This is a genomic window from Acinetobacter sp. GW821-FHT01E09 (assembly GCF_059422385.1).
This window is the reverse complement of sequence record NZ_JBWKWU010000001.1, coordinates 304,945-330,486: the sequence shown is the minus strand read 5'-3', so window position 1 is coordinate 330,486 and position 25,542 is coordinate 304,945. Positions and strand designations below refer to the sequence as shown.

24 protein-coding genes are annotated in these 25,542 nt (G+C 37.3%); 7 read left to right on the top strand and 17 right to left on the bottom strand.

What is annotated here, in order from left to right:
* Nucleotides 1-58: 58 nt before the first annotated feature.
* The 6 genes from uvrC to AC07U8_RS01490 all read right to left on the bottom strand — a co-directional run bounded on the left by uvrC (nucleotide 59) and on the right by AC07U8_RS01490 (nucleotide 6,564).
* On the bottom strand, nucleotides 59-1,858 hold the full coding sequence (gene uvrC / locus AC07U8_RS01515) for an excinuclease ABC subunit UvrC (protein WP_209828293.1): 1,800 nt from the start codon (nucleotides 1,856-1,858) through the stop codon (nucleotides 59-61).
* An 87-nt stretch (nucleotides 1,859-1,945) separates the two neighbouring features.
* On the bottom strand, nucleotides 1,946-2,797 hold the full coding sequence (locus AC07U8_RS01510) for a hypothetical protein (RefSeq protein ID WP_494737186.1): 852 nt from the start codon (nucleotides 2,795-2,797) through the stop codon (nucleotides 1,946-1,948).
* 300 nt (nucleotides 2,798-3,097) lie between these two features.
* On the bottom strand, nucleotides 3,098-3,532 hold the full coding sequence (locus tag AC07U8_RS01505) for a PH domain-containing protein (RefSeq protein WP_494737185.1): 435 nt from the start codon (nucleotides 3,530-3,532) through the stop codon (nucleotides 3,098-3,100).
* A gap of 135 nt (nucleotides 3,533-3,667) precedes the next feature.
* Nucleotides 3,668-4,291, bottom strand: coding sequence for a PH domain-containing protein (locus AC07U8_RS01500; protein WP_004718435.1), 624 nt, complete (start codon nucleotides 4,289-4,291; stop codon nucleotides 3,668-3,670).
* A 109-nt stretch (nucleotides 4,292-4,400) separates the two neighbouring features.
* Nucleotides 4,401-5,345 (bottom strand): lipid A hydroxylase LpxO, encoded by a 945-nt coding sequence (lpxO, locus tag AC07U8_RS01495; RefSeq protein ID WP_004718437.1) that lies wholly within the window; start codon nucleotides 5,343-5,345, stop codon nucleotides 4,401-4,403.
* Between the two features lie 226 nt (nucleotides 5,346-5,571).
* On the bottom strand, nucleotides 5,572-6,564 hold the full coding sequence (locus AC07U8_RS01490) for a hypothetical protein (RefSeq protein ID WP_494737184.1): 993 nt from the start codon (nucleotides 6,562-6,564) through the stop codon (nucleotides 5,572-5,574).
* A gap of 432 nt (nucleotides 6,565-6,996) precedes the next feature.
* Between AC07U8_RS01490 and fadB the strand changes: the two genes are divergently transcribed.
* From fadB to AC07U8_RS01475, 3 genes are all read left to right on the top strand, one after another.
* Complete coding sequence (fadB, locus tag AC07U8_RS01485) at nucleotides 6,997-9,150, top strand: fatty acid oxidation complex subunit alpha FadB (RefSeq protein ID WP_494737183.1); 2,154 nt, start codon at nucleotides 6,997-6,999, stop codon at nucleotides 9,148-9,150.
* A gap of 12 nt (nucleotides 9,151-9,162) precedes the next feature.
* The gene (fadA, locus tag AC07U8_RS01480) at nucleotides 9,163-10,335 is read left to right on the top strand and encodes an acetyl-CoA C-acyltransferase FadA (protein ID WP_004718442.1); all 1,173 of its coding nucleotides are present in this window, start codon (nucleotides 9,163-9,165) and stop codon (nucleotides 10,333-10,335) included.
* Nucleotides 10,336-10,503: 168 nt separating this feature from the next.
* Nucleotides 10,504-11,355, top strand: a complete 852-nt coding sequence (locus AC07U8_RS01475; RefSeq protein WP_494737182.1) for a hypothetical protein — start codon at nucleotides 10,504-10,506, stop codon at nucleotides 11,353-11,355.
* A gap of 122 nt (nucleotides 11,356-11,477) precedes the next feature.
* Here AC07U8_RS01475 and AC07U8_RS01470 read toward each other — a convergent pair whose 3' ends face one another.
* Nucleotides 11,478-11,987: a hypothetical protein gene (locus AC07U8_RS01470; protein WP_494737181.1), complete on the bottom strand. Its 510-nt coding sequence runs from the start codon at nucleotides 11,985-11,987 to the stop codon at nucleotides 11,478-11,480.
* Between the two features lie 239 nt (nucleotides 11,988-12,226).
* Between AC07U8_RS01470 and AC07U8_RS01465 the strand changes: the two genes are divergently transcribed.
* Entirely contained in the window at nucleotides 12,227-12,592 is a 366-nt protein-coding gene (locus AC07U8_RS01465) for a MerR family transcriptional regulator (protein ID WP_494737180.1), read from the top strand.
* A 12-nt stretch (nucleotides 12,593-12,604) separates the two neighbouring features.
* Here AC07U8_RS01465 and AC07U8_RS01460 read toward each other — a convergent pair whose 3' ends face one another.
* Nucleotides 12,605-13,453: a DKNYY domain-containing protein gene (locus AC07U8_RS01460; RefSeq protein WP_494737179.1), complete on the bottom strand. Its 849-nt coding sequence runs from the start codon at nucleotides 13,451-13,453 to the stop codon at nucleotides 12,605-12,607.
* Nucleotides 13,454-13,470: 17 nt separating this feature from the next.
* Nucleotides 13,471-14,220 (bottom strand): hypothetical protein, encoded by a 750-nt coding sequence (locus tag AC07U8_RS01455; RefSeq protein WP_004818529.1) that lies wholly within the window; start codon nucleotides 14,218-14,220, stop codon nucleotides 13,471-13,473.
* A gap of 190 nt (nucleotides 14,221-14,410) precedes the next feature.
* On the opposite strand from AC07U8_RS01455, the gene AC07U8_RS01450 reads away from it, so the two are divergent.
* Both AC07U8_RS01450 and AC07U8_RS01445 read left to right on the top strand, forming a co-directional pair.
* On the top strand, nucleotides 14,411-15,112 hold the full coding sequence (locus AC07U8_RS01450) for a DsbA family oxidoreductase (protein WP_004818526.1): 702 nt from the start codon (nucleotides 14,411-14,413) through the stop codon (nucleotides 15,110-15,112).
* A gap of 719 nt (nucleotides 15,113-15,831) precedes the next feature.
* Complete coding sequence (locus AC07U8_RS01445; protein ID WP_494737178.1) at nucleotides 15,832-16,977, top strand: hypothetical protein; 1,146 nt, start codon at nucleotides 15,832-15,834, stop codon at nucleotides 16,975-16,977.
* Nucleotides 16,978-17,058: 81 nt separating this feature from the next.
* Here the strand turns inward: AC07U8_RS01445 and AC07U8_RS01440 are convergent, their stop codons facing one another.
* The 6 genes from AC07U8_RS01440 to AC07U8_RS01415 form a co-directional block, all read right to left on the bottom strand.
* Entirely contained in the window at nucleotides 17,059-17,427 is a 369-nt protein-coding gene (locus AC07U8_RS01440) for a hypothetical protein (protein ID WP_004818523.1), read from the bottom strand.
* A gap of 102 nt (nucleotides 17,428-17,529) precedes the next feature.
* Nucleotides 17,530-19,461: a molecular chaperone HtpG gene (gene htpG, locus AC07U8_RS01435; protein WP_494737177.1), complete on the bottom strand. Its 1,932-nt coding sequence runs from the start codon at nucleotides 19,459-19,461 to the stop codon at nucleotides 17,530-17,532.
* Nucleotides 19,462-19,553: 92 nt separating this feature from the next.
* Nucleotides 19,554-19,895, bottom strand: coding sequence for a lysozyme inhibitor LprI family protein (locus tag AC07U8_RS01430; RefSeq protein ID WP_004818519.1), 342 nt, complete (start codon nucleotides 19,893-19,895; stop codon nucleotides 19,554-19,556).
* 167 nt (nucleotides 19,896-20,062) lie between these two features.
* Nucleotides 20,063-20,674 (bottom strand): OmpW/AlkL family protein, encoded by a 612-nt coding sequence (locus AC07U8_RS01425; RefSeq protein WP_034617314.1) that lies wholly within the window; start codon nucleotides 20,672-20,674, stop codon nucleotides 20,063-20,065.
* Nucleotides 20,675-21,054: 380 nt separating this feature from the next.
* Complete coding sequence (locus AC07U8_RS01420; RefSeq protein ID WP_004818515.1) at nucleotides 21,055-22,473, bottom strand: Na+/H+ antiporter family protein; 1,419 nt, start codon at nucleotides 22,471-22,473, stop codon at nucleotides 21,055-21,057.
* Between the two features lie 144 nt (nucleotides 22,474-22,617).
* Nucleotides 22,618-23,493 (bottom strand): alpha/beta fold hydrolase, encoded by an 876-nt coding sequence (locus tag AC07U8_RS01415; protein WP_034617325.1) that lies wholly within the window; start codon nucleotides 23,491-23,493, stop codon nucleotides 22,618-22,620.
* A gap of 119 nt (nucleotides 23,494-23,612) precedes the next feature.
* On the opposite strand from AC07U8_RS01415, the gene AC07U8_RS01410 reads away from it, so the two are divergent.
* On the top strand, nucleotides 23,613-24,101 hold the full coding sequence (locus tag AC07U8_RS01410) for a PaaI family thioesterase (protein WP_004818511.1): 489 nt from the start codon (nucleotides 23,613-23,615) through the stop codon (nucleotides 24,099-24,101).
* Between the two features lie 172 nt (nucleotides 24,102-24,273).
* Here AC07U8_RS01410 and AC07U8_RS01405 read toward each other — a convergent pair whose 3' ends face one another.
* Nucleotides 24,274-24,630 carry a YMGG-like glycine zipper-containing protein gene (locus tag AC07U8_RS01405; protein ID WP_004718470.1) on the bottom strand — a complete coding sequence of 119 codons (357 nt, stop codon included), beginning with the start codon at nucleotides 24,628-24,630 and terminating at the stop codon, nucleotides 24,274-24,276.
* Nucleotides 24,631-25,023: 393 nt separating this feature from the next.
* Nucleotides 25,024-25,542, bottom strand: coding sequence for a hypothetical protein (locus AC07U8_RS01400; RefSeq protein WP_303578090.1), 519 nt, complete (start codon nucleotides 25,540-25,542; stop codon nucleotides 25,024-25,026).

Genomic DNA, 25,542 nt, shown 5'->3' with positions numbered 1-25,542 from the left:
CTCATGCGTCAATGGTTGTTTTGGCAAATGTTACTCATCATCGAGAACAATAATGACGTTATTCATGCAACACTTTATAAATCATTCGTGCCATAACATCACCCAAACCGGGAACATTTTTTAAATCATGTTCAGAGGCTTTAAGTACGCCTTGAATCCCACCAAAATGTGTCAGTAAATCACGGCGACGTTTTGGACCTAAGCCCGGAATAGCCTCAAGTACCGAACCTCCACGACGCTTATCTCGTTTAGCGCGATGTTTGGTAATGGCAAAGCGATGTGCTTCATCACGAACCTGCTGAATCAAATGCAGGGCTTTATGGTCTTCAGGAAGCTGAATCTTCGTGCCATCGGTAAAATGTAGTGTTTCTAAACCGGGTTTACGCCCTTCACCTTTGGAGACACCCACCATAAATGCATCTAAACCAAGCTCTTGCATAACTTCCATCGCCATATGAAGTTGCCCTTTACCCCCATCAATCAATAATAAATCGGGTAACATGGCCTTTTTATAACGGCGTGTTAAGGCTTGGCGCATTGCGGCATAATCATCACCGCCAGTAATATCTTCAATCGCAAATTGGCGATAATCGCGTTTACGTGCGCCACCTGCATCAAAAACCACACATGATGCAATGGTCGCTTCGCCCATAGTATGCGAGATATCAAAGCATTCAATACGATCAACAGGTCGTCCACAGACTTGTTCTAATTGATGAAAACGCTCATTTAATTCTAAATGATTGGCTAATTTTCCTTTGATGGCATGCTGAACATTCATCTCAGCCAACTCAAGCCATTCAGCACGAGTTTCACGAACATTGTGTTTAATCTGTATTTTCTTTTCAAATTGTTGATGTAAAGCTTCTTCCAGTTCTTTTCGGTCTGTCACATTTACATTGACAATCAGTTCAGCAGGAACTTCATCTGCGACTTGAAAATAAAAATTGGCGATAAAATCAGACAACATTTGTCCCAAATCATCATCTAACATATCTGGAAAATAACTTTTCCCACCCAGCATTTTCCCATTACGCACATGCATGATCTGTACACAGGTCACACCCGCTTGATAGGCAATTGCAAGAATATCCGCTTCACCTTTGACTTTATAAATGGCTTGTTGTGCTTGGACATCACGCAGTAAGGCCATGCGGTCACGGTAAAATACCGCTTTCTCAAATTCTAGATTTTCTGCCGCTTGTTCCATTTTTTGAATCAATTCCTGATTCAGTTCTTTGGTATCACCATTTAAAAAACGAATCGAGTTTTGTACGTCTTCATTATAGGCTTCGGCTGAAATTAGCCCCACACAAGGCGCAGTACAACGCTTGATCTGATATTGCAGACAAGGACGTTTACGCTGTGAAAAATAGCTATTTTCACATTGGCGGACATTAAATAATTTTTGTAGAACTAACAGTGTATCTCTTGCATTGTAAGCGCTTGGATAAGGGCCAAAAAACTTACCCACTTGATGTTTGCCTTTGCCCCGTCCTGAAGCAATACGTGGATAAGGCTTATCTGCGGAGACAAAAATATAGACATAGGATTTATCATCGCGCAACATAATGTTATATGGTGGGCGATGCAGTTTTATTAGATTCTGTTCGAGTAATAAAGCTTCTGTTTCAGAACGGACGATAAGGGTTTCAATATTATAAATACGTGCAACCAAAGCCTGTGTTTTCGGATGTTCAATGGTTTTGACAAAATAACTTAGTACACGATTTTTTAGATTTTTGGCTTTTCCGACATATAATAATTCACCCTCTTTTCCCAGCATTTTATACACACCAGGTAAAGTCGTCATATTGGCTAGAATCTTTTCGATATTTTCACGTGCGTTTTCGTTCACAGTAGACTTTTAACTTTGGACTATAAATGGATGATGTAGTTAGATCATCCATTTTTCAAGTCTACTTGAGTGAATTACTTGCGCTTTCTACTCTATAGTGCCCTGATTTGTTATTTTTTTAAATGGCTGATTAACAGCTTTATAGGCGATACGGTTCATCCAACTACACGCCAATTCATCAGGTTTATGATAAAAAAATTCATTTTGAGGATGATATTTTCCTTGATAGTCTTTTCCATCTATTGTGAGCTTTACATTGCTATATAGGGTGTTTTCCTTATCTTTGAATCGCGTCCAAGCCACATTACTCCAATTTCCTGTTGCTTCTATTTCTAAATCTGCAAATACCTTTGCATCAACGATATACGGTAAGAACTCAATATATTCCTGATTACTATTGGCTGACAAACTTTGCCAACAAATAGAGCCTTTTGGAAATACTTCATTTGGCGAATAACCTAACCCTAAGATTGCAACTAAAATCTGACCTGTCGCACTACTCCTCATTTGACGGATTGGATTATAAATATCATCCGTAATCAATTGCCCAGAGACATCAATTTTCTTATATTGATAAGATAAAACCAAAGGTTGTTGAGCAATATAATTACTCACGGAATATTGTAATTTCGTTCCATCAAATGTTGCAGACTCACCCAACAAGTATGTATTTTGATCTAATTGTGGTGGGGTAAATGTCGAAATCGCATTTTGTGTTAGATAATATTTTGAAGTTTCTTCTATAGAAGCATCTTGAACCAAGAGATTTTTATTTTCATTGATATGGTAAGTTTTTGCTCCTGATAGTAAGTCAATGCCTCCACCTTGAAATGAATATAGGGTATCAAATTTATCTGATTCACTTTTTGAATCATCCGATCCGCCACCACACGCTGTTAAAATTAAAGCATTGATTATAAAAAATATTGTTTTTTTCATTATAGCGGTTCACTCGACTATTTGTTTTGAATTATTATTAACCAATATTTCATAAAATCACAAGTAAAAATTGCTTAAAATTTGACTGTTTTTTATTTCCATATAGTTGATTATTAAAGTAAATTTCAAGAGATTCTCGTCTCAGTTAGGCTTTGTACTTTAGGCTGCTTTTATAAATTTTAAAACCATAAAACATAAAAACCCTCTCGTCTTAGTCTTCTTCCAAAGCGAGAAGGCACTTTCAATACCCGTATGATTCACTTCTTATGATAGTTTTAAAATATTTATCACAAACGATCGCTATTCTCTATTTATTTCAATCTGAGTACAACCGACTTCTACTGCCTGACGGAAGGCCTGTTGATCTCTTGGAGAAACCAAGACCTGTTTGATTTTTCCATCTTTCATATATTCGATTTTCAAACGATCTAGAGATAAGGCAGGTGATGAAATCGAATTATTGGTTTTGCTGATGTTTTGAATATTTTTCAATGGGATATACCATTTTAAAAATAGGCTATGAATGATCAATGCTTCATTTTCAATGATATAGCGTGTATTGAAAACTGGCCACCAAATCACAGCAATAGTTAAAATATACACCGCTGTATGCTCAGGATATTCAACCATAGTGCCTTTTGCATACATGGTATAAAGCAATTGAATCAGTAGACCTGTCATTACGATTAAAAAGCCTAAAATCCACCAATCAATTTTAGTATGAAATTTTTGCATCACGCTCTTCAAAGTTTCCCCATACAAAATATTATTCTATCTGAATTTTAAGTTAAATATGACTATAAAATCATCGATTTACATAATAAAAAACGCTCTTTCGAGCGTTATAATTTTTGACTAAATGTTTAAGCATCAATTTTTTAAATAGCGATCAAAAATTTCAGAAAAATCATAATTCTCAATCTGTCGAATACGCTGATTGGCATAATCTTCAACTTGTTGCGCAGTCTGATTGATGATTTCAGGTAAATTTAAAATTGCCTGTTCACTAAGCTCTCGTAAGTTAAACATTTTCTGCACATTGTCAGTGCTTTGTAATAGCACATTACGTTTACGATTGATCTCTTTGCAAGTTTCACCAATGGTAAATAATGCTTTATAAAGATCACGAATTTTCTCGATTTGTTTTTTATCAATATCGATAGAGAAATGCTGTTCACCTAATTGGAACTTGATTTCAGCATCTAAATCCACGGTACCAGCAGTTTCTAAAAGTACATTTTTAATTGGATTATGCTTATACAAGTAGCGGTACAACATACGTTTTTTACTGATTGCACTTTTACCATCTAGATGCATAAAGGCCACATTGGTAAAGCAATATTCATCTGTTTTACTTTTGATGACAAAGAAAATTTTCTCGTTATCTTCATGAAAAATATAATCATCAATATCTGTTTTATTGAAATCATGTGGCTCAATAATTGTTCCAATATCACTCATACCCATCATTTCTGAGGCTAAATTTTTAAACATTTTGTGTTTTCCAGCGCTTTTATAAATTATGAAAGTAAATTAAAAAAAACGAGCGTTAAACTCAAGTCAAAATTTGTTATTAAAAAAACGCCCTGGCGGGCGCTTTAAATCAAATCATTTTTTCAAAAAATGCAATGATCTGTGACATATATGGTCGAATAAAAATCAGGAAGAAAATCCCTAACATCAAGAACCACTTTAAAAAGTAATACAACTGACGATTGGTTTTTTTCAAGGCTTTGGCTTTAATGCGGATTTGATACACATAACCAAAAACTTTGTTTAACCCCCCTGTTTGATCACCTGCTTCATTTGGAGAACTGGCAGCTGTCATCACTTTTTTACCGAACCAGTGATTAAAGCGCTGCATAAATCTTGTTTTTAATGGACGCTCTACATCAGCAAAAAAGATAATACGATTTTGGTCTGTGGTATTTTCAGCATAATGAATATAGGTTTCATCAAAAACCACGCTTTCACCATCACGCCATGAATAACGCTGACCATCTACATCAATAAAGCAACGATCATCATTTGGCGTAATGAGCCCCAAGTGATAACGCAATGAACCTGCATAAGGATCACGATGGCGCACTAATCGACTATCAGGTGCAAGCTCTGTAAACATTGCCGCCTTAATACTTGGCAAGGTTTTCAGCAATTCAGTTGTTTTTGGGCAAAGCTCTGCTGCTGACGGATGCGCTGAGTCATACCATTTTAGGTAAAACCGTTTCCAACCTGTTTTAAAGAATGAATTAAAGCCTAAGTCATCATATGTACTTGAAGCCTTAATTCCACCTTTGGCATATAACGCTTGCGCCTCTTCACGAATCATTTCCCAGTTTTCATCTAACACTTTTAAATCTTTAAAATGTTGTGTGTCGATATACGGCTGATTCGGCACTTTTGAAAACATATACATGAGAAAGTTAATTGGTGCGAGTATCGTTGAATGGTCAAAAAATTGACGATAAAACGAATGTCGCACTTTACCGCGATTTTGGATATACAAAGCAGAAATCACAAAAATCGCCAATATGATCCATTTAATCATACAGCACTCTTTTCATTAATCAGGTTAATCAAGCAACATGTGCTGATAGAATTTTAAATCTCAAAAAGTGAGAATGTTTCTACAAAGTATAACAAACCTATAAATCAAAAAGCCACAATAACCTAATTGGATGTTTTTATTGATTATTATTAAAAATAAACCAAATTTGTAGAAGTGACTACAAATTTGGTTGAAGTTTTATTAGACAGACATCTAAGTTGTTTTCTTATTTATTCCAATCAATCAGTCTTAAAGAAGCCAAAGCTGATGCAGCTTGCGTGTTATATATAAAACACCCATTCTTGAACCGTTCAATATTTAACGTTGCTGTTCTTCTTTGTTTGTCTGTTGTGGCTATGGCTAGCAGTTTTTCCCATTGTTTAATTTCTTTGGCTCTCGTCCATTCAATGTCACTTTCGTAATTAGCCAAATATGTTTTATCTTGATATTTAACTGCCACATAATCATCACTGGTTATGCCCGTATCAGTTTCATAAATAGTCGTCCAAGGAACATTTTGCCAATTACCACTTGAATAACGATAGGTTAGGTCTAATGGCTTAACTTGTTGATTTAAAAAATCAACATAACCAGAACTTGCTTCTTTTAATTCTTCAAATGTTCGCTTCGATTCAGTATCTGTCTTGAAACTAAAATAATCTTGGTTGTTCTTTTGAGAGATAAAACGATAACAGTTACTCCCCTGTGGAAAACGATCATTGCCGTATGAAGCTAATAATTTTCGTGCTTCATTATAATTATTTTCACTGTCGAAACCTAAACTACGATAGCCTGGTAAAACCGTATCAAAAATATTTTTTCCTGAGACATCAACTTTTTCTAATTTAAGATCTGTTTTAACATTACCAATTAAGGTTGAGGTCCATGAAGTCATAGAGTTTAATGCAACTGTATTCGGTGCAATCTCACGTGGCGTATATAATTTGTTGGCTGTTAATATATATTCTCCTAGAAATTTGTTAGCGTCAGAACTCTTAAACTGTTTATTGAAAATCTCATAATATTCCATAGTCAAGTTATCAGAGTCATCATCTAATTCATAATTAACAGCGTAATAGCGTGTTCCATTATCCAAGCTGTCTTGTGCTGTTGAAGGTTTCGAATTATCTGATGAAGAGTCATCACCACCACCGCATCCAACCAAAGACAAGGATAAAAAAATAGCTGTAAATGCGAGTTTCTTGTTTTGTGTATTCATAACGGGTTCTTTTTTTGAGTAAATACCAAGCAAATATTACATATATAATACAAAACATTCAATAGATTATAAAGATTTTCTAAACAAATAATTAAATTTCACACCAATTGACCTAAATGACAAAAAAAATGAATCACGATGAATGGCTATTCTTATTCCTTTTTGTAAAGAAAGGCACAAAGGAATTTACATTAAATAAATAAATTTCAAATATTTATGCAAAAAACCTATAAAATTCTTAAAATTGAAAAGCTTAATTTAATCTTCTACTCAAAAAAAATTGATGACCCTTGCGTCACGGCTTGATACAACTTGTTAGGTTATTTTTAGATATAGTTATCGTAAGATTAGTGAAGTCGAAATGTGTGCGGGAATTGCATACACACTTCAAAACATCAACTTAAGAAGTCCTCCAAAAAAGGAGATCAGGGCATGATCCACGCTGGCAATGCCATTACCGTCCAATTGCTTTCGGACGGAATTGCAGAATTCCGCTTTGACTTACAAGGTGAGTCGGTTAACAAATTCAACCGTGCAACGATTGAAGACTTTAAAGCTGCTATTGAAGCTGTAAAAAATAACAGTGAAGTGAAAGGTCTCATCGTTACCTCTGGTAAATCAACATTTATCGTTGGTGCAGACATCACTGAGTTTGGTGAAAATTTTAAGCAAGGTGAAAGTGCAATTGTAGAATGGGCAATGCCTGTTCACGAGATTTTTAACGCTTTTGAAGATCTAGAGATTCCTAAAGTTGCTGCGATCAATGGTATTGCATTGGGCGGCGGTTTTGAAATGTGTTTGGTATGTGACTACCGCGTAATGTCAAATGCTGCAACAGTGGGCTTACCAGAAGTTAAACTGGGTATCATTCCTGGTTTCGGTGGTACTGTTCGTCTAAGCCGTTTGATTGGTATTGACAATGCGGTTGAGTGGATCGCGACTTCAGCAAACAAACGTCCAGATGCTGCGCTGAAAGACGGTGCTGTAGATGCAGTTGTTGCAGCTGACAAACTCCAAGAAGCTGCGATTGATCTTGTTAAACAAGCAATCTCTGGTCGTTTAGACTGGAAAGCAAAACGTCAAGAAAAATTAGAGCCTGTTAAATTAGACATGCTTGAACAAATGATGGCGTTTAACTCATCTAAAGGTGTGGTCCTTGCGAAAGCAAACCCTGCTCAATACCCTGCGCCAAAACTTCTTCTTGATTCACTTCAAGCTGGTGTAAGCCAAAAACGTGATGAAGCGTTAAAAATTGAAGCTGAAGCATTTGCTAAAGCTGCGATTACACCACAAGCAGGTGCATTGATCGGTTTATTCATCAATGACCAAGTTGTGAAAAAAGCCTCTAAAAAACATGAGAAAGGTGCTCACCCTGTTAACCAAGCAGCTGTTTTAGGTGCGGGTATTATGGGTGGTGGTATTGCTTACCAAGCGGCAAGCAAAGGTACACCAATCATCATGAAAGACATCGGTAACCCACAGCTTGCTTTGGGTATGTCTGAAGCGAATGGCTTGTTGACTAAACAAGTTGAACGTAAAAAGATGACACCTGCAAAAATGGGTGAAACACTTGCACGCATCCGCCCTACTTTAAGCTATGACGAGTTTAAAGAAGTTGACATCGTGATTGAAGCAGTCACAGAGAATCCTAAAATCAAGGAAGCGGTGTTACGTGATACAGAAGCAAAAGTTCGTGAAAATACGATCATTGCTTCAAATACCTCTACGATTTCAATCACGCGTCTTGCAAATGCATTGACTCGTCCTGAAAACTTCGTGGGTATGCACTTCTTTAACCCAGTTCACATGATGCCTTTGGTTGAAGTGATCCGTGGTGAGAAAACATCTGAAGAAGCAATTGCGACAACTGTTGTTCTTGCTCAGAAAATGGGTAAAACACCAATCGTTGTAAACGACTGCCCTGGCTTCCTTGTAAACCGTGTATTGTTCCCTTACTTTGGTGCGTTTGACCTTCTGCTTAAAGATGGCGCAGACTTCCAACAAGTTGACAAAGTCATGGAAAAATTCGGCTGGCCTATGGGACCTGCTTATTTGATCGACGTTGTGGGTATCGACACTGGTGTGCATGGTGCTGAAGTTATGGCTGAAGGTTTCCCAGACCGCATGAAGCCTGACTATAAAGGCGCGATCGAAATCATGTACGAAAACAAACGTCTTGGTCAAAAAAATGACATTGGTTTCTACAAATACGAGCTTGATCGTAAAGGTAAGAAAGCGAAATCTATTGATCCAACTGCGTATGAGCTTGTTGCAACGATGGCAACAACTGAAAAGCACGAGTTTGATGCTCAAGAAATTATTGACCGTATGATGCTCACGTTCTGTAACGAGACTGTTCGTTGCTTAGAGGACAACATTGTTTCTACTGCTTCTGAAGCAGATATGGCAATGATCATGGGTGTAGGTTTCCCTCCATTCCGTGGTGGTCCAGCGCGTTACATCGACCAAACAGGTGTTGCTGAATATGTTGCGCTTTGCGACAAATATGCACACTTAGGTAAGGCTTATGAAGCGCCACAAATGTTGCGTGACATGGCTGCAAACAACAAAAAATTCTACGGTTAAGGAGCAACGTGAATGGCTACTTTGAATCCACGTGACGTTGTCATCGTTGATGGCGTACGTTCTGCAATGGGTAAAACCAAAAACGGTATGTTCCGCAATGTACGTGCTGACAGCTTATCTGCTGAATTGGTTCGTGCTTTAGTTGCTCGTAACCAGTTTGATGTCAATGAAGTTGAAGATTTGATCTGGGGTTGTGTTAACCAAACCCTAGAACAAGGTATGAACATTGGCCGTAACATCGTGTTATTGGCTGACTTACCGAAGACTGTTGGTGGTCAAACTGTAAACCGCCTCTGTGGTTCTTCTATGCAGTCAATCCATACTGCTGCGGCGCAAATTGCAACCAACCAAGGTGATGTATTCATCATCGGTGGTGTAGAGCACATGGGTCACGTTGGTATGATGCACGGCATCGACCTTAACCCAGAAGCATCAAAGCATTATGCGAAAGCATCTAACATGATGGGCTTAACTGCTGAAATGTTAGGTCGTATGAACGGCATTAGCCGTGACGAACAAGATGCGTTTGGTGTTGAATCTCATCGTCGCGCTTGGGCTGCAACTCAGGAAGGTCGTTTCAAAAACGAAATCGTGGGTGTTGAAGGTCATGATGCCAATGGCTTCAAAATCCTTTGCGACATCGACGAAGTAATTCGTCCAGATGCAAACCTTGAAGCATTCAAAGCGTTACGTCCAGTATTTGACCCTAAAGGTGGTACTGTAACTGCTGCGACTTCTTCTGCATTGTCTGATGGTGCATCAGCAATGTTGTTGATGTCTGCTGAACGTGCTCAAGCTTTAGGTCTTAAACCACGTGCTGTGATTCGCTCTATGGCGATTGCAGGCTGTGATGCTGCGATCATGGGTTATGGTCCTGTTCCTGCAACACAGAAAGCGCTTAAACGTGCTGGCTTAACGATGGAAGACATCCAAACCATCGAGTTAAACGAAGCATTTGCTGCTCAAGGTCTTTCTGTAATGAAAGGCTTGAACATCTATGACAAGCAAGACAAGATCAACTTGAACGGCGGTGCGATTGCATTGGGTCACCCATTGGGTTGTTCTGGCGCACGTATCACCACGACATTGTTAAACGTGATGGAACAACAAGATACTCAAATCGGTCTTGCAACCATGTGTATCGGTCTTGGCCAAGGTATCGCGACAATTATCGAACGTGTTTAATTCTTAATTAAAACATTAAGATATAAAATCCCCGCTAAATGCGGGGATTTTTTTGAATAAAAAATAATAATGAAGCTAATTTAAACTTTATTTTTAATAAAATTTAACATAATCTGTTTATTCTTTATACAGAAATTAAACCTTACTAAATAATGACAGAACGTAGCCATGAAAAAATTTGTATTTCCTCTTGTTGCAAGTTTTGTATTTACAGGCTGTGCAACAACAAAAATTTCGACTGAAACTCGTAACCAACTAAACCAAACACAAACGGCACTGAAAGCTGAACCTGTGGCTATTTTAGTCAATAGCTGCTTACTCACCAATGAAGTGGGCAAAGATCTTATTTTGAATCAACCCTCACAATTAACCAGTGAAAAATTTATTCAGATATTTTCTCAACAATTAAATCAGAATGGTGTTCAAATCGGTGAAATTGCATCACCGTTTATTTGTGGTTCTATGCCAGAAGAACAACTTAAAAAGTATGATTTTCTGGAAAATAAAGACTCAAAACGTAAAGAGATTACAAACTATCCACTTTTGAATGCTAATCACTCAAATATGAATGCTGATCAACAAAAGGCTGTTTTAGCTTTTAATCAGTTTACTTCAAAATCAAATGAAGTCATTTTGGCAAATGCTCGAAACAAAAAAGTGACTTTAGCACTTCCGATCATTGAGAAGGAGACATTAAATACTTTAAAAAACTGGTCAAAATCGAATTATATTTTTGTGGTATCGATTGATGGTTTAAAGGCATCAACAGGTTCTAAAGTAGCACTGGGTGCACTAAGTCTTGGCGTAACACTTGCAACTTTAGGAGCAGGTTCAGGTCTTGTAACAACTTATATACCCAAAGAAGGTCAATTTTATTCAGTAAGCTTATTTGATTTAACCAAACAAGAATTTGTATGGAATAAACATAGCATGCTCAAGGGAAATATTTTTTCCACTAAAAATCATTCAACAGAAGCACATGCAATCTTGGATCCTTTATTTGAAAATAAAGAAAAATAAATGGGTATTCATCACAATATAGCAATAATGATTCAATACATGTAATTTTCAATAAAATCGCCAAACACAAAAAAGCCAATCCACAGATTGGCTTTACAATATTCTTAAAATTTAAAAGATTATCACTTAGGCAGAGCACTTCGCCATTTATCACCTAACATCAAATCTAAACGGTCAGCATCGATATTCAACTTAAAAGTTCCATTACGAACTGCTTCTAAGGCTTTCTCGCGATTCATCCCCATCGAAAGTGGTTCCATCATGGTAAACAAACCTGATGTCGGGTCAGAGGACTGTAAACCAGCAGCCACAGCCAAAACATACTCTCTAAGTAATGGTGAAGAAATTTGATTTATATTCGGTTCAGAGGCTTTGGGCTGCATATCAAGCACAGCAAAATTATCGCCTATCACATAATTTTGGATCTCATTCTCTTTTTTAATGATCTGATGCTGTAACGCTTTACGTACATCCTTATCTTCTTGATAAGGAATAACACCTACAGCTTCTTGACGCAGCTCAGAATCCGCCATCACTTTAATGGTAGGCAATGAGGCAACTTCTTCTGCCTGTACAGTGGGTAACCAAACAGAAAGAGCCGTTGCAAGTATCGAAACTTTGATAAAGTTCATACATTTCACCTAAAAATAAATCATCCTATACATTCAATAAAATGATTCAATACATTTAATATTGTCTATTAAATAGGCTATAACAAATTTTAGCGAGATTCACTAAAGCTCAGATAAACGGTAAATAGTGTTAAAATTCTAAAATTAAGATTAAATATCTTTTGCTCATTCAACAGCTTGAATAGAACCACCGATAAATTTTTTCCAACTGATCGGTTTCAGTTTATAAGAGGTCTATTATGAATCTTGCTAAAGTTGCTGAAATAACTCAAGTCAGCCCGCGTATGCTCCGTTATTACGAAGAATTAGGATTAATTCGTCCGCAACGAACAGCGAATCACTATCGAGATTATAATCAAGCAAACATTGATGATATTCATAAAATTAAAGTTCTCAATGATGCAGGCATGCATTTAAAAGACATTAAATTATTATTGCCATGTTTCGATTTGGGTGAGGAAAAACTTACCTTATGCTCAGTTGCCAAAGAGACATTAGAAATGGAGTTAGAACATATTTCAGAAAAATTGGCCAAACTCAAAAAATCTCAAAGCTTATTAGCATCTTTTTTAATGCAAGGAAAAGTTGAAGAAACCAAGCGCTAATCGAGATCAACCTCATTGAAGCGCTTTGACCCGCTCTTTTTCTTCACTATTCATATCTTTCCAAGCTTTTCGATCATTCCAAAACCAATAGCCATTTTTATCCTGTGCAACACATCCCGCATCAGATTTGGTTTTAAAACTTGCATAATCTGCATCCTCAAGTTTGCCAAAACGTTCTTCATAAATATGATGCTTGTCTTTTGCGTAGCAATCTCCGAGCAGTTCAAAACTACTGGCATCTGCACCCTCCAAAATAGAAAAACTGCCCCCATCCAGCATGCTAAAGTAGCGATAAACATACCGTTTATCTTTATACAAATTAGAAGGGTTTAACTGTTTAAAGCTCGCTAAATCTATAGTGTCATTCAAAGAAGGCCCATCTTCACCACCAAAACCCAAATGTTGATAAAAACGCTCACCCATGATCGACAGGCTTTTGCTGGGCAGAACATGTTCAGATAGAAACATGCTACAACGATTTGCATAAGGAAACTTTAACGCCAATTCTCGTTGAGGATTGATATATAAATTGTCCCGCACAAAGGTCCATTGCTGTTTTTCTTGCTCAGCATTTAAAGCCGCTCGCTTTTCCTCCACGACACATTGGTCATACTCAATTTGTTCAGCACATAAAATAGGGGCTAAGCCTAAAAAATGCTTCCATCCATAAACCTTTTTATAAGTATCGACATCCAGAATGGAGTCTCGGTCAATTTGATACACACCAAAATGATAACGATATAAAGCAACGCTTTTACAATCCTGCTGAACGAGAATTGGCGTCTGGTAGACATAGCCAATTCCACCCAGCAATAGCAGTATACATATTGCAAAAAACAGCCATACTTTTATATTTTTCATTTATTTACTTCTAAAATTTACAAGGCTTCTTCTAATACTTCCGCATTTTGCTCTTTTTTCTGATTGATTTGGCTATTCAATTTCAGTACATCCTGAAACAACTGGTTAAACTGTTTCACTTGAGCATCTTCCTTAAACAAAATTTGATTGCCCTGCTTCTGCCACTCATATTTTTTTAACAAATCAAACATGGTTTCAGCTTTACCTAAAATTTGTAGCTCATTTAAGATTAAGGTATTTTCAGGGTCAAGTTCAGCATTCTGTTCGAGCTTATCCTGTAATGGTTTTTTGAGGTCCTTGCGCAAATCTATTTTTTTTAATTCGTTTAAAGCCTCAATTTTATTTTGTCTATTTTTTTGCTGATATTGCTGCATCGCTTGTCGTACAGTCACCAACATCTGTGTTGTTTCGACATAGTTCTGTTTACGGTCAGCATCCAAACGATTTACATCTAAAAAATGATCCCATTTGGCCGCTGCGAGCTGATTTAAATAAGTGTTTCGTGTATCAATATTCTTGGCCCAATATTTGAGTAAAAATTCGGACAAGGTTTTGTAATCACCTTTGAGCCGATTATCATGAATATCAATATTTACTGGTTTAGAGCGGTCTTGAGCTTGTTCAGAAAGTTGCCGCATTTTTTCAGTCATCACCAAATCAAATGCTTGGCGATTGGCTTCTTCATTCTTTACTGAAGTATGGTCATAGTAGAAAAATCCAATAACAGCCAGAAAAATGATACCGAAAACAATCAAAAGTCGACGCATACCAAGCTCCGAACATCCTTATAGATTACTTAGAATATCCTAAGCGACTCTTTTTTGTATATTAATTATGCAAAATAACAATAAATAACCTTTGCTGAATAAGCTTAAAATGAGCCTGCCTAAAAGTTTCACTTTAAATTTATGCAAACAAACCCCATCATAATGCAGAATTAGATTGTAGAGATTTCCCATGCGCGTAGATATTTGGTCAGATGTGGTTTGCCCTTTTTGCTATATCGGTAAAAAACGTTTAGAAGCTGCTGCTGAACAAGCAGGTATTGAGCTTGAAGTCCATTGGCACAGTTTTGAACTTGATCCTGAAGCACCTACGCGTCAAGAAGTCTCAAACTCTGAACGTCTTGCGCAAAAATATGGCCGTAGCATCCCTGAAGTTGAAGATATGCAACGTAATATTGCAGCTATGGCGAAAGAAGAAGGCATCCAATTTAACTGGGAAAATGCCAACTCAGGAAATACCTTTAATGCCCATCGTATCATTCATCTTGCACAAAGTAAGGGTTTAGGCTCAGAAGCAGAAGAAGCTTTTTTCTATAGCTATATGACACAAGGCCTACCAATTGGTGAGCGTGAAACAATTGAAGATGTCGCATCTCGTATTGGTTTAAATCCGATCGAAGTTGATGATGTTCTAGACTCTGAAGAATATGCTGACTTTGTAAAATTCGATGAACAAGTTGCTCATGAACAATTAAAAGTAACAGGTGTACCATTCTTTGTCTTTGATCAACGTGTGGCTTTAGCGGGTGCTCAACCACGTGAAGTCTTTGTACAAGTGTTAGAAAAAGCCCTTGAAACTGCAAATGATGCTGAAATCGAACAACAGGATGGTCCTGTTTGTGCTGATGAGTCTTGTGAAGTTCCCAACAAATAAACTCAGCCAATGAAGAAATTCCTTGAAGGAATTTCTTCATGGTTCAATAACTATCATAATATTTAAGAAACCGGCTAAAAAACCAACGTAAATAGATCATAAAAATATATTGAATGATTTCTATACCTTATTTTTAACGGGTCTTTTTTTAAAATGTTACGTGCCATTTTTGCAATACAGCGTTGCAGAAAAGGAACTATTCATCACCTTTTTCTTAGACTAAGATCTGTAAATATTTTTCGTTCCCACGAAATTCATGCGCTGTAGTTTCTTTTTTAATTTTCTTATTTTTTAAGACACAACACCTCCTTTTTTGGAGGTGTTTTTGTTTATCCCATAATAAAATCAGCCTTGAGGATAAAATTAAAGTTATCCACAACAGCGTATAATTTTTCTTCATTCTCAATTTTCAAACGTGCATGGCAGCTATTCACAATTGCTTGTCTATTCTTGCATAAGTGTAGATTTTGTCTCCAAAGAATTTTTAGCTTAAAAGCTTTACTACAATTGGACTGTGGATAATAAAAGCGCTTATCTATTCAAAAACAGCTTAAGTCGCGCTTTGATTCGTGATATCGCTGATAGAATGCACTTCATTTTAAATAAATTTATGTTTTTTGTACTTAAAATAGCGATTTCATTGAAATTCAGTGTTTTTTTAAGGCATAGTTATACTGAAAATTAAAAACTGAATGACTCAAAGTTTAAGAAGTGGGCATATGAATAAAATATCAATCTTCTCAAAACTACCTTATGTCTTAATATTAGGCGGTTTTTTTGGGAACGCTGCATTTGCAGAAGTAAATAGCAGTCTTGAAGCGAATGCTAAAACGGGGAAAGTTGATCAGCAACCTTCTTTAGCCACCACCAAAGAAAATGAGATCGGCTTGCTCAACTATATTCCAAAAATTGTTGACTCAACACCGACCATTTTCCCAGAGCAATCTGATCAGGTTATTGTTCCTCCAACAGATGCGACAGAAGATCAAACCTGGGCCGACAAAAAGCAGAAAAAGATTAGCAATTGGGCAGATCGTACAGCCAATAAAATGGACAACTGGTTTGGAAAAACTGATCCAGCACATCCAGCATCAGCAACGTTGCGGATCATTGTTGATAATCAATGGAACAAACATGATGGTTATGATGTCAATCCACGTATCCGAGGAAAAGTAAAATTACCCACACTTGAAAACCGTTTAAGTGTGGTGTTTGGTGATGATTCATTAGATGATGAAATTTCCAATAATATTGCGATCAATAATAATCATGCTGATGGTGATCCAGATAAACGCGTGGATGGTAAACAAATCCGTGATGATAACAGCTCGATTGCTTTACGTTGGTCACAGCTTTCTAAACGCTTACCTTTTGACTTAGATGCAGACCTTGGTATTCGTTCAGGTGATGATATTTATGCACGTTTAAAGGCCCAAAAGGATTGGAAACTGGGGAATGATTTTACTTTTCACGCGGAACAAATTTATCGCTATGGCATCGACAGTGAAAACTATTTGAGAACCAACTTAGAGCTAACCCATGCTCGCCCCAATCAGCCCTTTATTTCTAACCAATTCTATGTGACGTATGCAGATGAACAAGACGATGATTTAACTTGGGATAACCGTACTTATCGTCAACATCAGTTCTTTAAAAACAATCGCTTTAACTACGGTATCTATACTGGTGGTTATTATAATAATAATGACCTTAAGCTCAACAGTTGGGGCCCTTTCGTGTCTTGGCGACAACCTGTTTGGCGTGAATGGTTTTACTTACAAGGCGATTTAAATTATTTTAATGATCGTCGTGAAGATCGTAGCCATTTCCCAAGTGCTTTGGTCCGTTTAGAAGCGTTATTTTAAGCGTAAGCTGAATCTTTAAGCTGAACTGTGGATAAGTTTCGACTTATCCACTGATGTTGATAAAATGCCTGCTATATCCTTTTAATTCAATGAGGCAATTGAAAACAATTCAAAAGTAAAACTATAAGCGGGACCAAAGTCGCTAGAATTTGGCATATACATTGTTTCGTAAGTCATTCGCCCAATCGCCCTAACTTCTTTATCGACTAAAGCATCGTCTATTTTAAGGCTTGGATGTACTGCTATCGGTAACGCCATTCCCCCTTTCCCATCGCTAGCTGCAAGTTCATACTTCTGACCATTTTTTTTCAATATACCAATCACAGCAGCCTGTGTGTTTTGTCGTAAGAACATGGCGTTATGTACTGAAAGATCTGTGGTATTTGCATTGCGCTTTTCAACAGGTGGAAGTTCATATGCCATCACTACTGTTGTAGCTAAACTGAGCAATACAGAACAGCCTATACATTGAATTCTTTTAAATTTATTCATTTAATCTTATTGATAAAAAAGCCTATCACTAAGATAGGCTCTGTTAAAACAAATGACGACTTATTTAAGCAATAAATTGTTAATACGTTTTACATATTCCGCAGGATCATCAGGTAAACCACCTTCAGCAATTACGGCCTGATCAAAGATCACATTGGCTAAATCATCAAACTGGGCTGAACCTTCCAATTTTTTCACTAAAGGATGTTCTGGGTTAATTTCCAGAATTGGTTTAGATTCAGGTACAGCCTGACCTGCTTGTTTTAACATACGAATCAATTGCGGCGAAAGCTCACCATCGCTGGTCACTAGACATGCTGGTGAGTCCACCAAACGCGTTGTCACACGCACTTCTTTGGTCTTAGCTTTTAATGAATCAGAGAGTTTTTCAACCACAGGTTTAAACTGTTCTGCGGCAGCTTCAAGTGCTTTTTTCTCTTCCGCATCTTGTAAATCACCAAGATCAACCGCACCCTTTGCGACATTTTGCATAGGTGTGCCATCAAAGTCATGCACAAACTCCATCGCCCATTCATCAACACGGTCTGCCATAAGCAAAACTTCAATGTCTTTTTTACGGAACAATTCGAGTTGTGGTGAGTTTTTCGCAGCCGCTAAGCTATCGGCGGTCACATAGTAGATGGCTTTTTGCCCTTCTTTCATTCGTGCTTTATACGCTTCCAATGATGTTGATACCTCATCATTGTTCGAAGTAGAGAAGCGTAAAAGTTTTAGAATACGTTCACGATTACCAAAGTCTTCACCTAAACCTTCCTTGATTACTGAACCAAATTCAGCATAGAAGGTTTTAAATTTGTCTTGGTCAGCCTGATCTTCTGATTTTGCTAAAGCATCCAATGTTGTCAATACACGACGTGCATTTCCTTCACGGATGGTTTTCACATCACGGCTTTCTTGTAAAATCTCACGGCTTACGTTAAGCGGCAGATCAGCACTATCCACCACACCTTGTACAAAACGTAGATAATTTGGAATCAGATTGTCTGCATCATCCATAATAAATACACGTTTTACATAAAGTTTGATGCCTGCTTTGGCTTCACGCGTGAAAATATTACTTGGTGCTTTACTTGGAATATAAAGCAATTGGGTATATTCAGTACTGCCTTCAACTCGGTTATGTGCCCAAGCCAATGGCGCATCAAAGTCATGAGTTAAATTCTTATAGAATTCTACATACTGCTCTTCAGTAATTTCGCCTTTGCTACGTGTCCACAAAGCACTTGCTGAGTTAATCGCTTCCCACTCATCTGTTTTAACATAATGACCTGGTTTTTTCTCTTCACCTTCAGCAGCTTCTTCTTCCTGCCAAACTTCCTTCTGCATCTCGATAGGTAAGCTGATATGGTCAGAGTATTTATTGATAATTTGTTTAACTTTATAAAATTCTAAATAATCCAGCGCATCATCACGCAAATGCAAAATAATCGACGTTCCACGTGAAGCCTTCTCAATTTGTTCAACTTCAAAGTCACCCGTACCGCCACTGATCCAACGTACACCTTCTGATGCATCTAAACCTGCACGGCGAGATTCAACGGTAATTTTATCAGCAACGATAAAACCAGAATAAAAACCTACACCAAACTGACCAATCAGTTGCGCATCTGCTTTTTGATCACCAGATAACTTTGACATAAAGTCTTTAGTGCCCGATTTAGCAATCGTCCCTAAGTTATCAATTGCTTCTTGTTGGCTTAAACCAATACCATTATCTGAGATGGTGATTGTTTTGGCATCTTTATCTAAGCTTACACGAACATGTAAGTCTGGATCATTCTCATAATATTCAGGATGGTTAATTCCTTCAAAACGTAACTTATCACATGCATCTGAAGCATTTGAAATCAGCTCGCGTAGGAAAATTTCAGGGTTAGAATAAAGTGAATGCGTCACTAAATGTAAAAGCTGAGCCACTTCTGCTTGAAAGCTATGCTTTTTTGAACTGTGTTGTACGTTCTGTTCACTCATAAAATCACTCCGTAAATTCATAACGCTTTTTTATTGAATGCATTAGAAATGGAGTGGTTTAAGCATATTTCAATAGGTAAATTTAATTTTTTTTAAAATGGGCCTTGTTGATAAACTCGATTCATATAAATCTCTAGTTTTTGCTGACGCATTTGATACGCATCGGTTAAACAACGTAGATTGTCCTGACATTGATTGCGCAGTTGTAACCATTTCACTTGCTGATCCTGTATCACACCCCGTGTTCCCATCGGAACGAGTTTACGGATAATGGTATAGGTGGTCGCCATTTTGACATCTGCATCGTTTAAACTGCGATGCTCACAAATGGCATGTTCACTTTTGGTTTGAGCATGCTCACAATTAAAACTTGCAGCATTGGCTATAGTGCTGCTACTTAACCCTACAAATATTATAAAAATTAAATTTTTCATATCATGTCAAAGTCTTATTGATGTTCTGATAGATTAAATGGATTTAATCAGCGCTTATATAGCTAAAAATAACGATTTTTTATTGCTTCTTGTTTCAATATATAAGACTCTGTAAAAATAAAAAAACTCGGTAAATTTACCGAGTTTTTTATGATTCTAAAGCGAACTTAGAATCTATAGCTATAACCCAAAGTATAGATAACTGGATCAATATCTAAATCAAATTTTGCAGCAGTGGTATTACCCGCTTTAACAGTCACTTCTGGGCTTAATTGAGCATAACGGGCATCAAAGAAAACACCCCAGTTTTTTGCATCAGCAGGTTGGAAGTTAAAACCGATTTGGCCAGCAAAACCAAAATCATCTTTAACTTTAACCTTAGTGCCCGCCAATGCCCCAGATGATTCCTCATCCCATGCAAGGAATGCTGTACCACCAACACCAATATACGGTGTAAAACGTGTAGAGTTTTTAAAGTTATATTTAAACGTTACAGTTGGTGGTAAGTGTTTAAGGTTAACTGCTTTTTCACCATCTAATTTCACATCGTGGCTAATTGGTGTCGCTAATAAAACTTCCGCAGAGAAAGGTGTTTCACCAAAGATATATTCTACAGAAGGCGTAAAAGCATATTCATGGTCTGCTTTCACAGTACCAACACCAGCAACTTTGGTGTCTTGTGTTGGTGCAATCACCGAACCACCAACTTTGACTTGCCAATCTGCAAATGAAGCAGAAGAAATTGCCATTAATGCAATAAGAGCAGTTTGCTTTAACATTATAAATACCCCAGCGTTGTTATTAATAAACATTAAACATAGGTATTAATAATATTGCAACATTTATTTAAATCAAAAATTATTATATATTTTCAAACAATTGTTATATAAGTAAATTTATTTTAATCATATCAATATAGTTGGTTTTTAAATCCAACTTAATTAATCAAGATTAATTAATTAAAACCAAGTATTTTAATCAAGATAACATTATCTATTGGTTAGTTATTTTAAATAAATAAAATCACAGCTATTATTTTATTTTTTTAATATTTATAGTAAATTTCCTGCAAATACAAGTTATTTTAGACCAAATAACCATAAAAAAAGGAGATTCATCAATCATTTAATGAATCTCCTTATGTCTGATCAGTACCGAGTTATAAAACCATCGCAGCAATCCAACCAAACACCAATAATGGAATATTAAAATGGATAAATGTTGGAACAACCGTATCCCAAATATGATCATGTTGCCCATCTACGCCCAAACCTGCAGTAGGTCCTAAGGTCGAATCTGAAGCTGGTGAACCCGCATCTCCCAATGCTGCCGCAGTACCAATTAAGGCAACAGTTGCAAGCGGAGAGAAGCCGAATTGTACACATAAAGGAACATAAATGACTGCAAGTACAGGCACACTTGAAAATGATGAACCAATTCCGATCGTTACAAATAAACCAATAAATAACATCAAGAAAGCAGCTAGCGCTTTATTGTCACCAATCAAATGTACAACACCGTTGACCAACTGATTAATATCCCCAGTATGGGTCATTACGGATGCAAAACCCGCAGCAGAGATCATGATAAAACCGACCAATGCCATCATACGCATCCCTTGTACAAAAACATCATCCGCTTCTTGCCATTTAAAAATCCCTGCGGCAGAGAGAACAGAGAATCCAACCAATCCGCCAAGAATCATTGAGCCTGAATACAATTGAGAGATCAGGGTTAAAATGATTGCCAGCAATGCCATAAGAATAGTTTTCTTGGCAATCACAGGAGCTTCTTGCTTGGCTTCTTGCTCTAAGGCAATGCCATCAGCTTTTAATACCTCAACATTTACCGCACGAAGTGGTTTATCTAAATCAATCGTAGTAATTGGTGCAACATTACGATCAACATAAATACGCGGTTTACGATAACTGACAAAAACGGCAAACAAAGTACCAATCACCATACCCAATACAGGAATAGCCATCCCCATAGGCATCATGCTTCTTTCAACATGCAGATGATAAGCAGCGCCAATTTTGTTGATATTTCCCATCAGAATTTGTTCAAGAAAAATTGCACCAAAGCCTACAGGCAAGAAGATATATGTGCCGACTAAACCTAAGGTCAGTACACATGCTGCGGCACGACGGTCGAGTTTCAAGTGATTCATCACTTTTAATAACGGTGGAACAAGGACAGGAATAAACGCAATATGCACAGGGATTAAGTTTTGTGAACAAATCGCGGCAATCAGTAAAATACCCAATAATAAGAATTTTACTTTGGTTGCTTGTTTCTGCGTGGCTTCCATACCGAGTAAGCCGATCAGTTTATAGGCCAATAAATCAGGCAAGCCTGACTTTGAAAGTGCCAAAGCGAAAGCGCCTAATACCGCATATGCCAAGGCAACTTCTGCACCATCACCCAAGCCCGCATTAAATGCTGTAACAGTATCTGACAAGCTTAAACCTGCAACCAACCCACCTATAATTGCTGAAATAACCAATGTTAAAACAACAGAAACTCGTGCCAGTGACAAGATAAACATCACGGCAATCGCAATAACGACAGCATTCATGGAGAAATTTACGAAAATTTGAAAGCCGATATTTTATCAGATTCACTACAATGAAGCTGTAATTTAGTCGAACTGGTCATAAAATGAATAGGCCATGTGAAAACATGGCCTATTTTTATAAGAGCTCACATTACTTTAAGCGAATCAACTCTCACTATTTTTGAGTGCAAATGTTTGAATATATTGTGCAATCTCTTGTGGTTGGCTAAGTACTGCCCAATGGTTTGCATCAACTTCTACACGTTCAAAATCTGTTGCCCATTTAGGCACTTCATCAATCAATTCTGGGCTTACAAATTTATCTCTTAACAGTACAACAGCCTGTACAGGACATACTGCATAACGCTGACGCGGTCGAGTTAAACGTGGAAGAAAGTTAGCACGGTATAGCCCGATACCATGTTCACCATCTTTTGCAATATTTTGATTTAACGGTAAGCCTTTCTTTTTCTCAAGTTGCGTTAAAATTGCGCCCCAGCGTTGTGGACTAAAGAAATGCCAAACGGTCGGTGCAAGAAATGGTAACTGGAATGCAACGATATACCAAGATTTAAATAACTGCTTAAAAAATTTAGGCTTTTCATGTAAAAACTGTTCACGCATCCAAAAAGCAGCGTGATCCAAGCAAGGTCCAGACATGGTGGTATAAGACAAAATACGGTTTTTAAATTTAGGTTCAGTCACAGATTCCCACGACTGAATCGAGCCCCAGTCATGCGCTGCAAGATGAAAATTACGATTGGGCAGTAGCTCATTTACCACGCACTCTAAATCCAGAGATAAGCGTGCTAAAGCATAATCACGAATTCGTTTCGGCACAGAAGACTGTCCTGCCCCACGTACATCATAAGTAATGATGTAAAATTTTGAGATCAATTGCTCAATAATCGGTTCCCAAACTTCCTGATTATCAGGATAGCCATGCACTAAAACCAATGCAGGGTTTTCAGCATTACCCCATGTTTTTGCATAAAGTTTTTGCTTATCTTGTGTGGATATCCAATAAGTTTGCACTTGCATTGAGTCACCTTTTATTGTTTTACCATTGGCTGTGATTTCGTAGTAGAGGGCATTTGGATCAATGCCACATTCCATTCAGTTCTTTATTATGGTTTAAAAATCGATAACTAGAATTGACCATGAATGCGCTAATCAAAAAACTACAGACAATCCCATTTGTTTCCAAATTTATGTTGAATCATTTTTCTCCATATAAAGGTGCAGGGATTGAAATCGAAAAAATTGATCTAAAAAACTATCATGTTCGGGTCAAAATGCCACTGACACATAGCAATCAAAACATTGTTGGTGTGCACTTTGGCGGTAGTTTGTATTCAATGGTTGATCCATTTTATATGCTTCTTTTAATGCATCATCTGGGTCCGAAATATATGGTTTGGGATAAAACCGCAAGCATCAACTTCCTTTCCCCTGGACGTAGTACGGTTTATGCAGATATTCGTTTAGATGCGATTGAAATTGAACATGTCAAAGATTTAGCTGAAAACTATAGTCCAGTCTATCGTAACTATACCGTGAATATTTTTGATGATTCTGGTTTAAGAATTGCTGAGGTACAAAAAACCGTATATATCCGTCGTAAAAACCCCCACCCCTTAAAACGCTAAACAAGATTTAAATCAGTTTTGCTAAAGCGAAACATCAATAGGATGCCGCAACAGTACTAAGATGGTCAGATCTTTTAATCTTAGATATGAATAGGGATAAAAATAAGCGCATCACGTAATCAGCAATGCTAATACGTTGCGCTTATTTTTATTGAGTCTTGGGTTTAGACGCTTACTTATTTTGCTCAATAGCAGCACCAGCACCACCACCGATCGCGCCACCAATTGCAGCACCGGCATCACCGCCAAGAACACCCTTACCAAGGACTGAGCCAATACCCGCACCGATACCACTATAGGTTGCATTGCGATTTGAACCATTGTTGGCTTTGCTTCCTACAGCTGCACCACCGCCTGCACCAACAGCAGCACCAACGCCATTACCTGCATGATTACCTACACCGCCACCAACAGCCCCACCAAGGGCCGCTGAAGCAATACGCTTATCGTTTGCTGACATGTTTTCACAACCTGTAAGCATCACAATAGGTAAACTCACACACATCATAGTCATTACTATTTTTTTCATGTTATTCATCCTTTCTATCTGAACTTACAAATGCAATTGATTAAGACTGATTTTATGAAAACACTAATTTATGGATTAAATTAAATTTTCATGTTGCCATTTGTAGTCTTTGATTATCAAAGATGCACCATCTAATTTAAATAACATTCATGTTAATAAGAAATTATTAGATCGCTTTCATAAAGCAAAAGATGATCATGTTGAGTGAATTATATTGGTATTGAAAGTCCCTTCTCGCTTTGGGAGAAGGCTAAGATGAGGGAAATTTCATGTTGATTTATCGTTTTAAAAAGGCGTTATGAAAAAAGCCTATCTTTGAGCAATCACTTTCTAGTTAAATATTTAAAAACAACGGGTTAATCATCAAATAACTCATATTGAATCTTAATTTTTTTATTTAATTTTTTCTTTGAGAAAACGATAACTTGCATAAACAAGCATCAAGATTGCCAGCTGGCTGAACACCAAGAAAAGCATAAAAAAGAGTTCAGCAAAGACAACACCGAGTTGATAGTGATACAAGGATTGGAATAAATAGCCATTTCGACCTAAACCTACGGTCATATCTTGTTGAGCGAAATGCCATTGCATCATCGAAAAACTAAACCAGATAAACCCAAGAATACATACAACCACAAGCACCGCATCCCACAACTTAAACTGCGCTGTCTGGAGCGTTGTTTGAGGTGTAGTTTGACGCCCTTCTTGCCAAATCATGCAAAACAAAAAAACGGCCCAGAAGCTGCTCAATAGCGAAAAATATGCAGTCACCGATACCGTATAAAAAGCCAAGAGACCAAACCTTCCCGTTTGAATCTTTAATTTTTCTGTGATGAATTGAAATACATCGTGCTGCCAATTCATTTCTGGCTGAGCTGGTAAAAACATCAACAAACAGACGGGAACGAACAT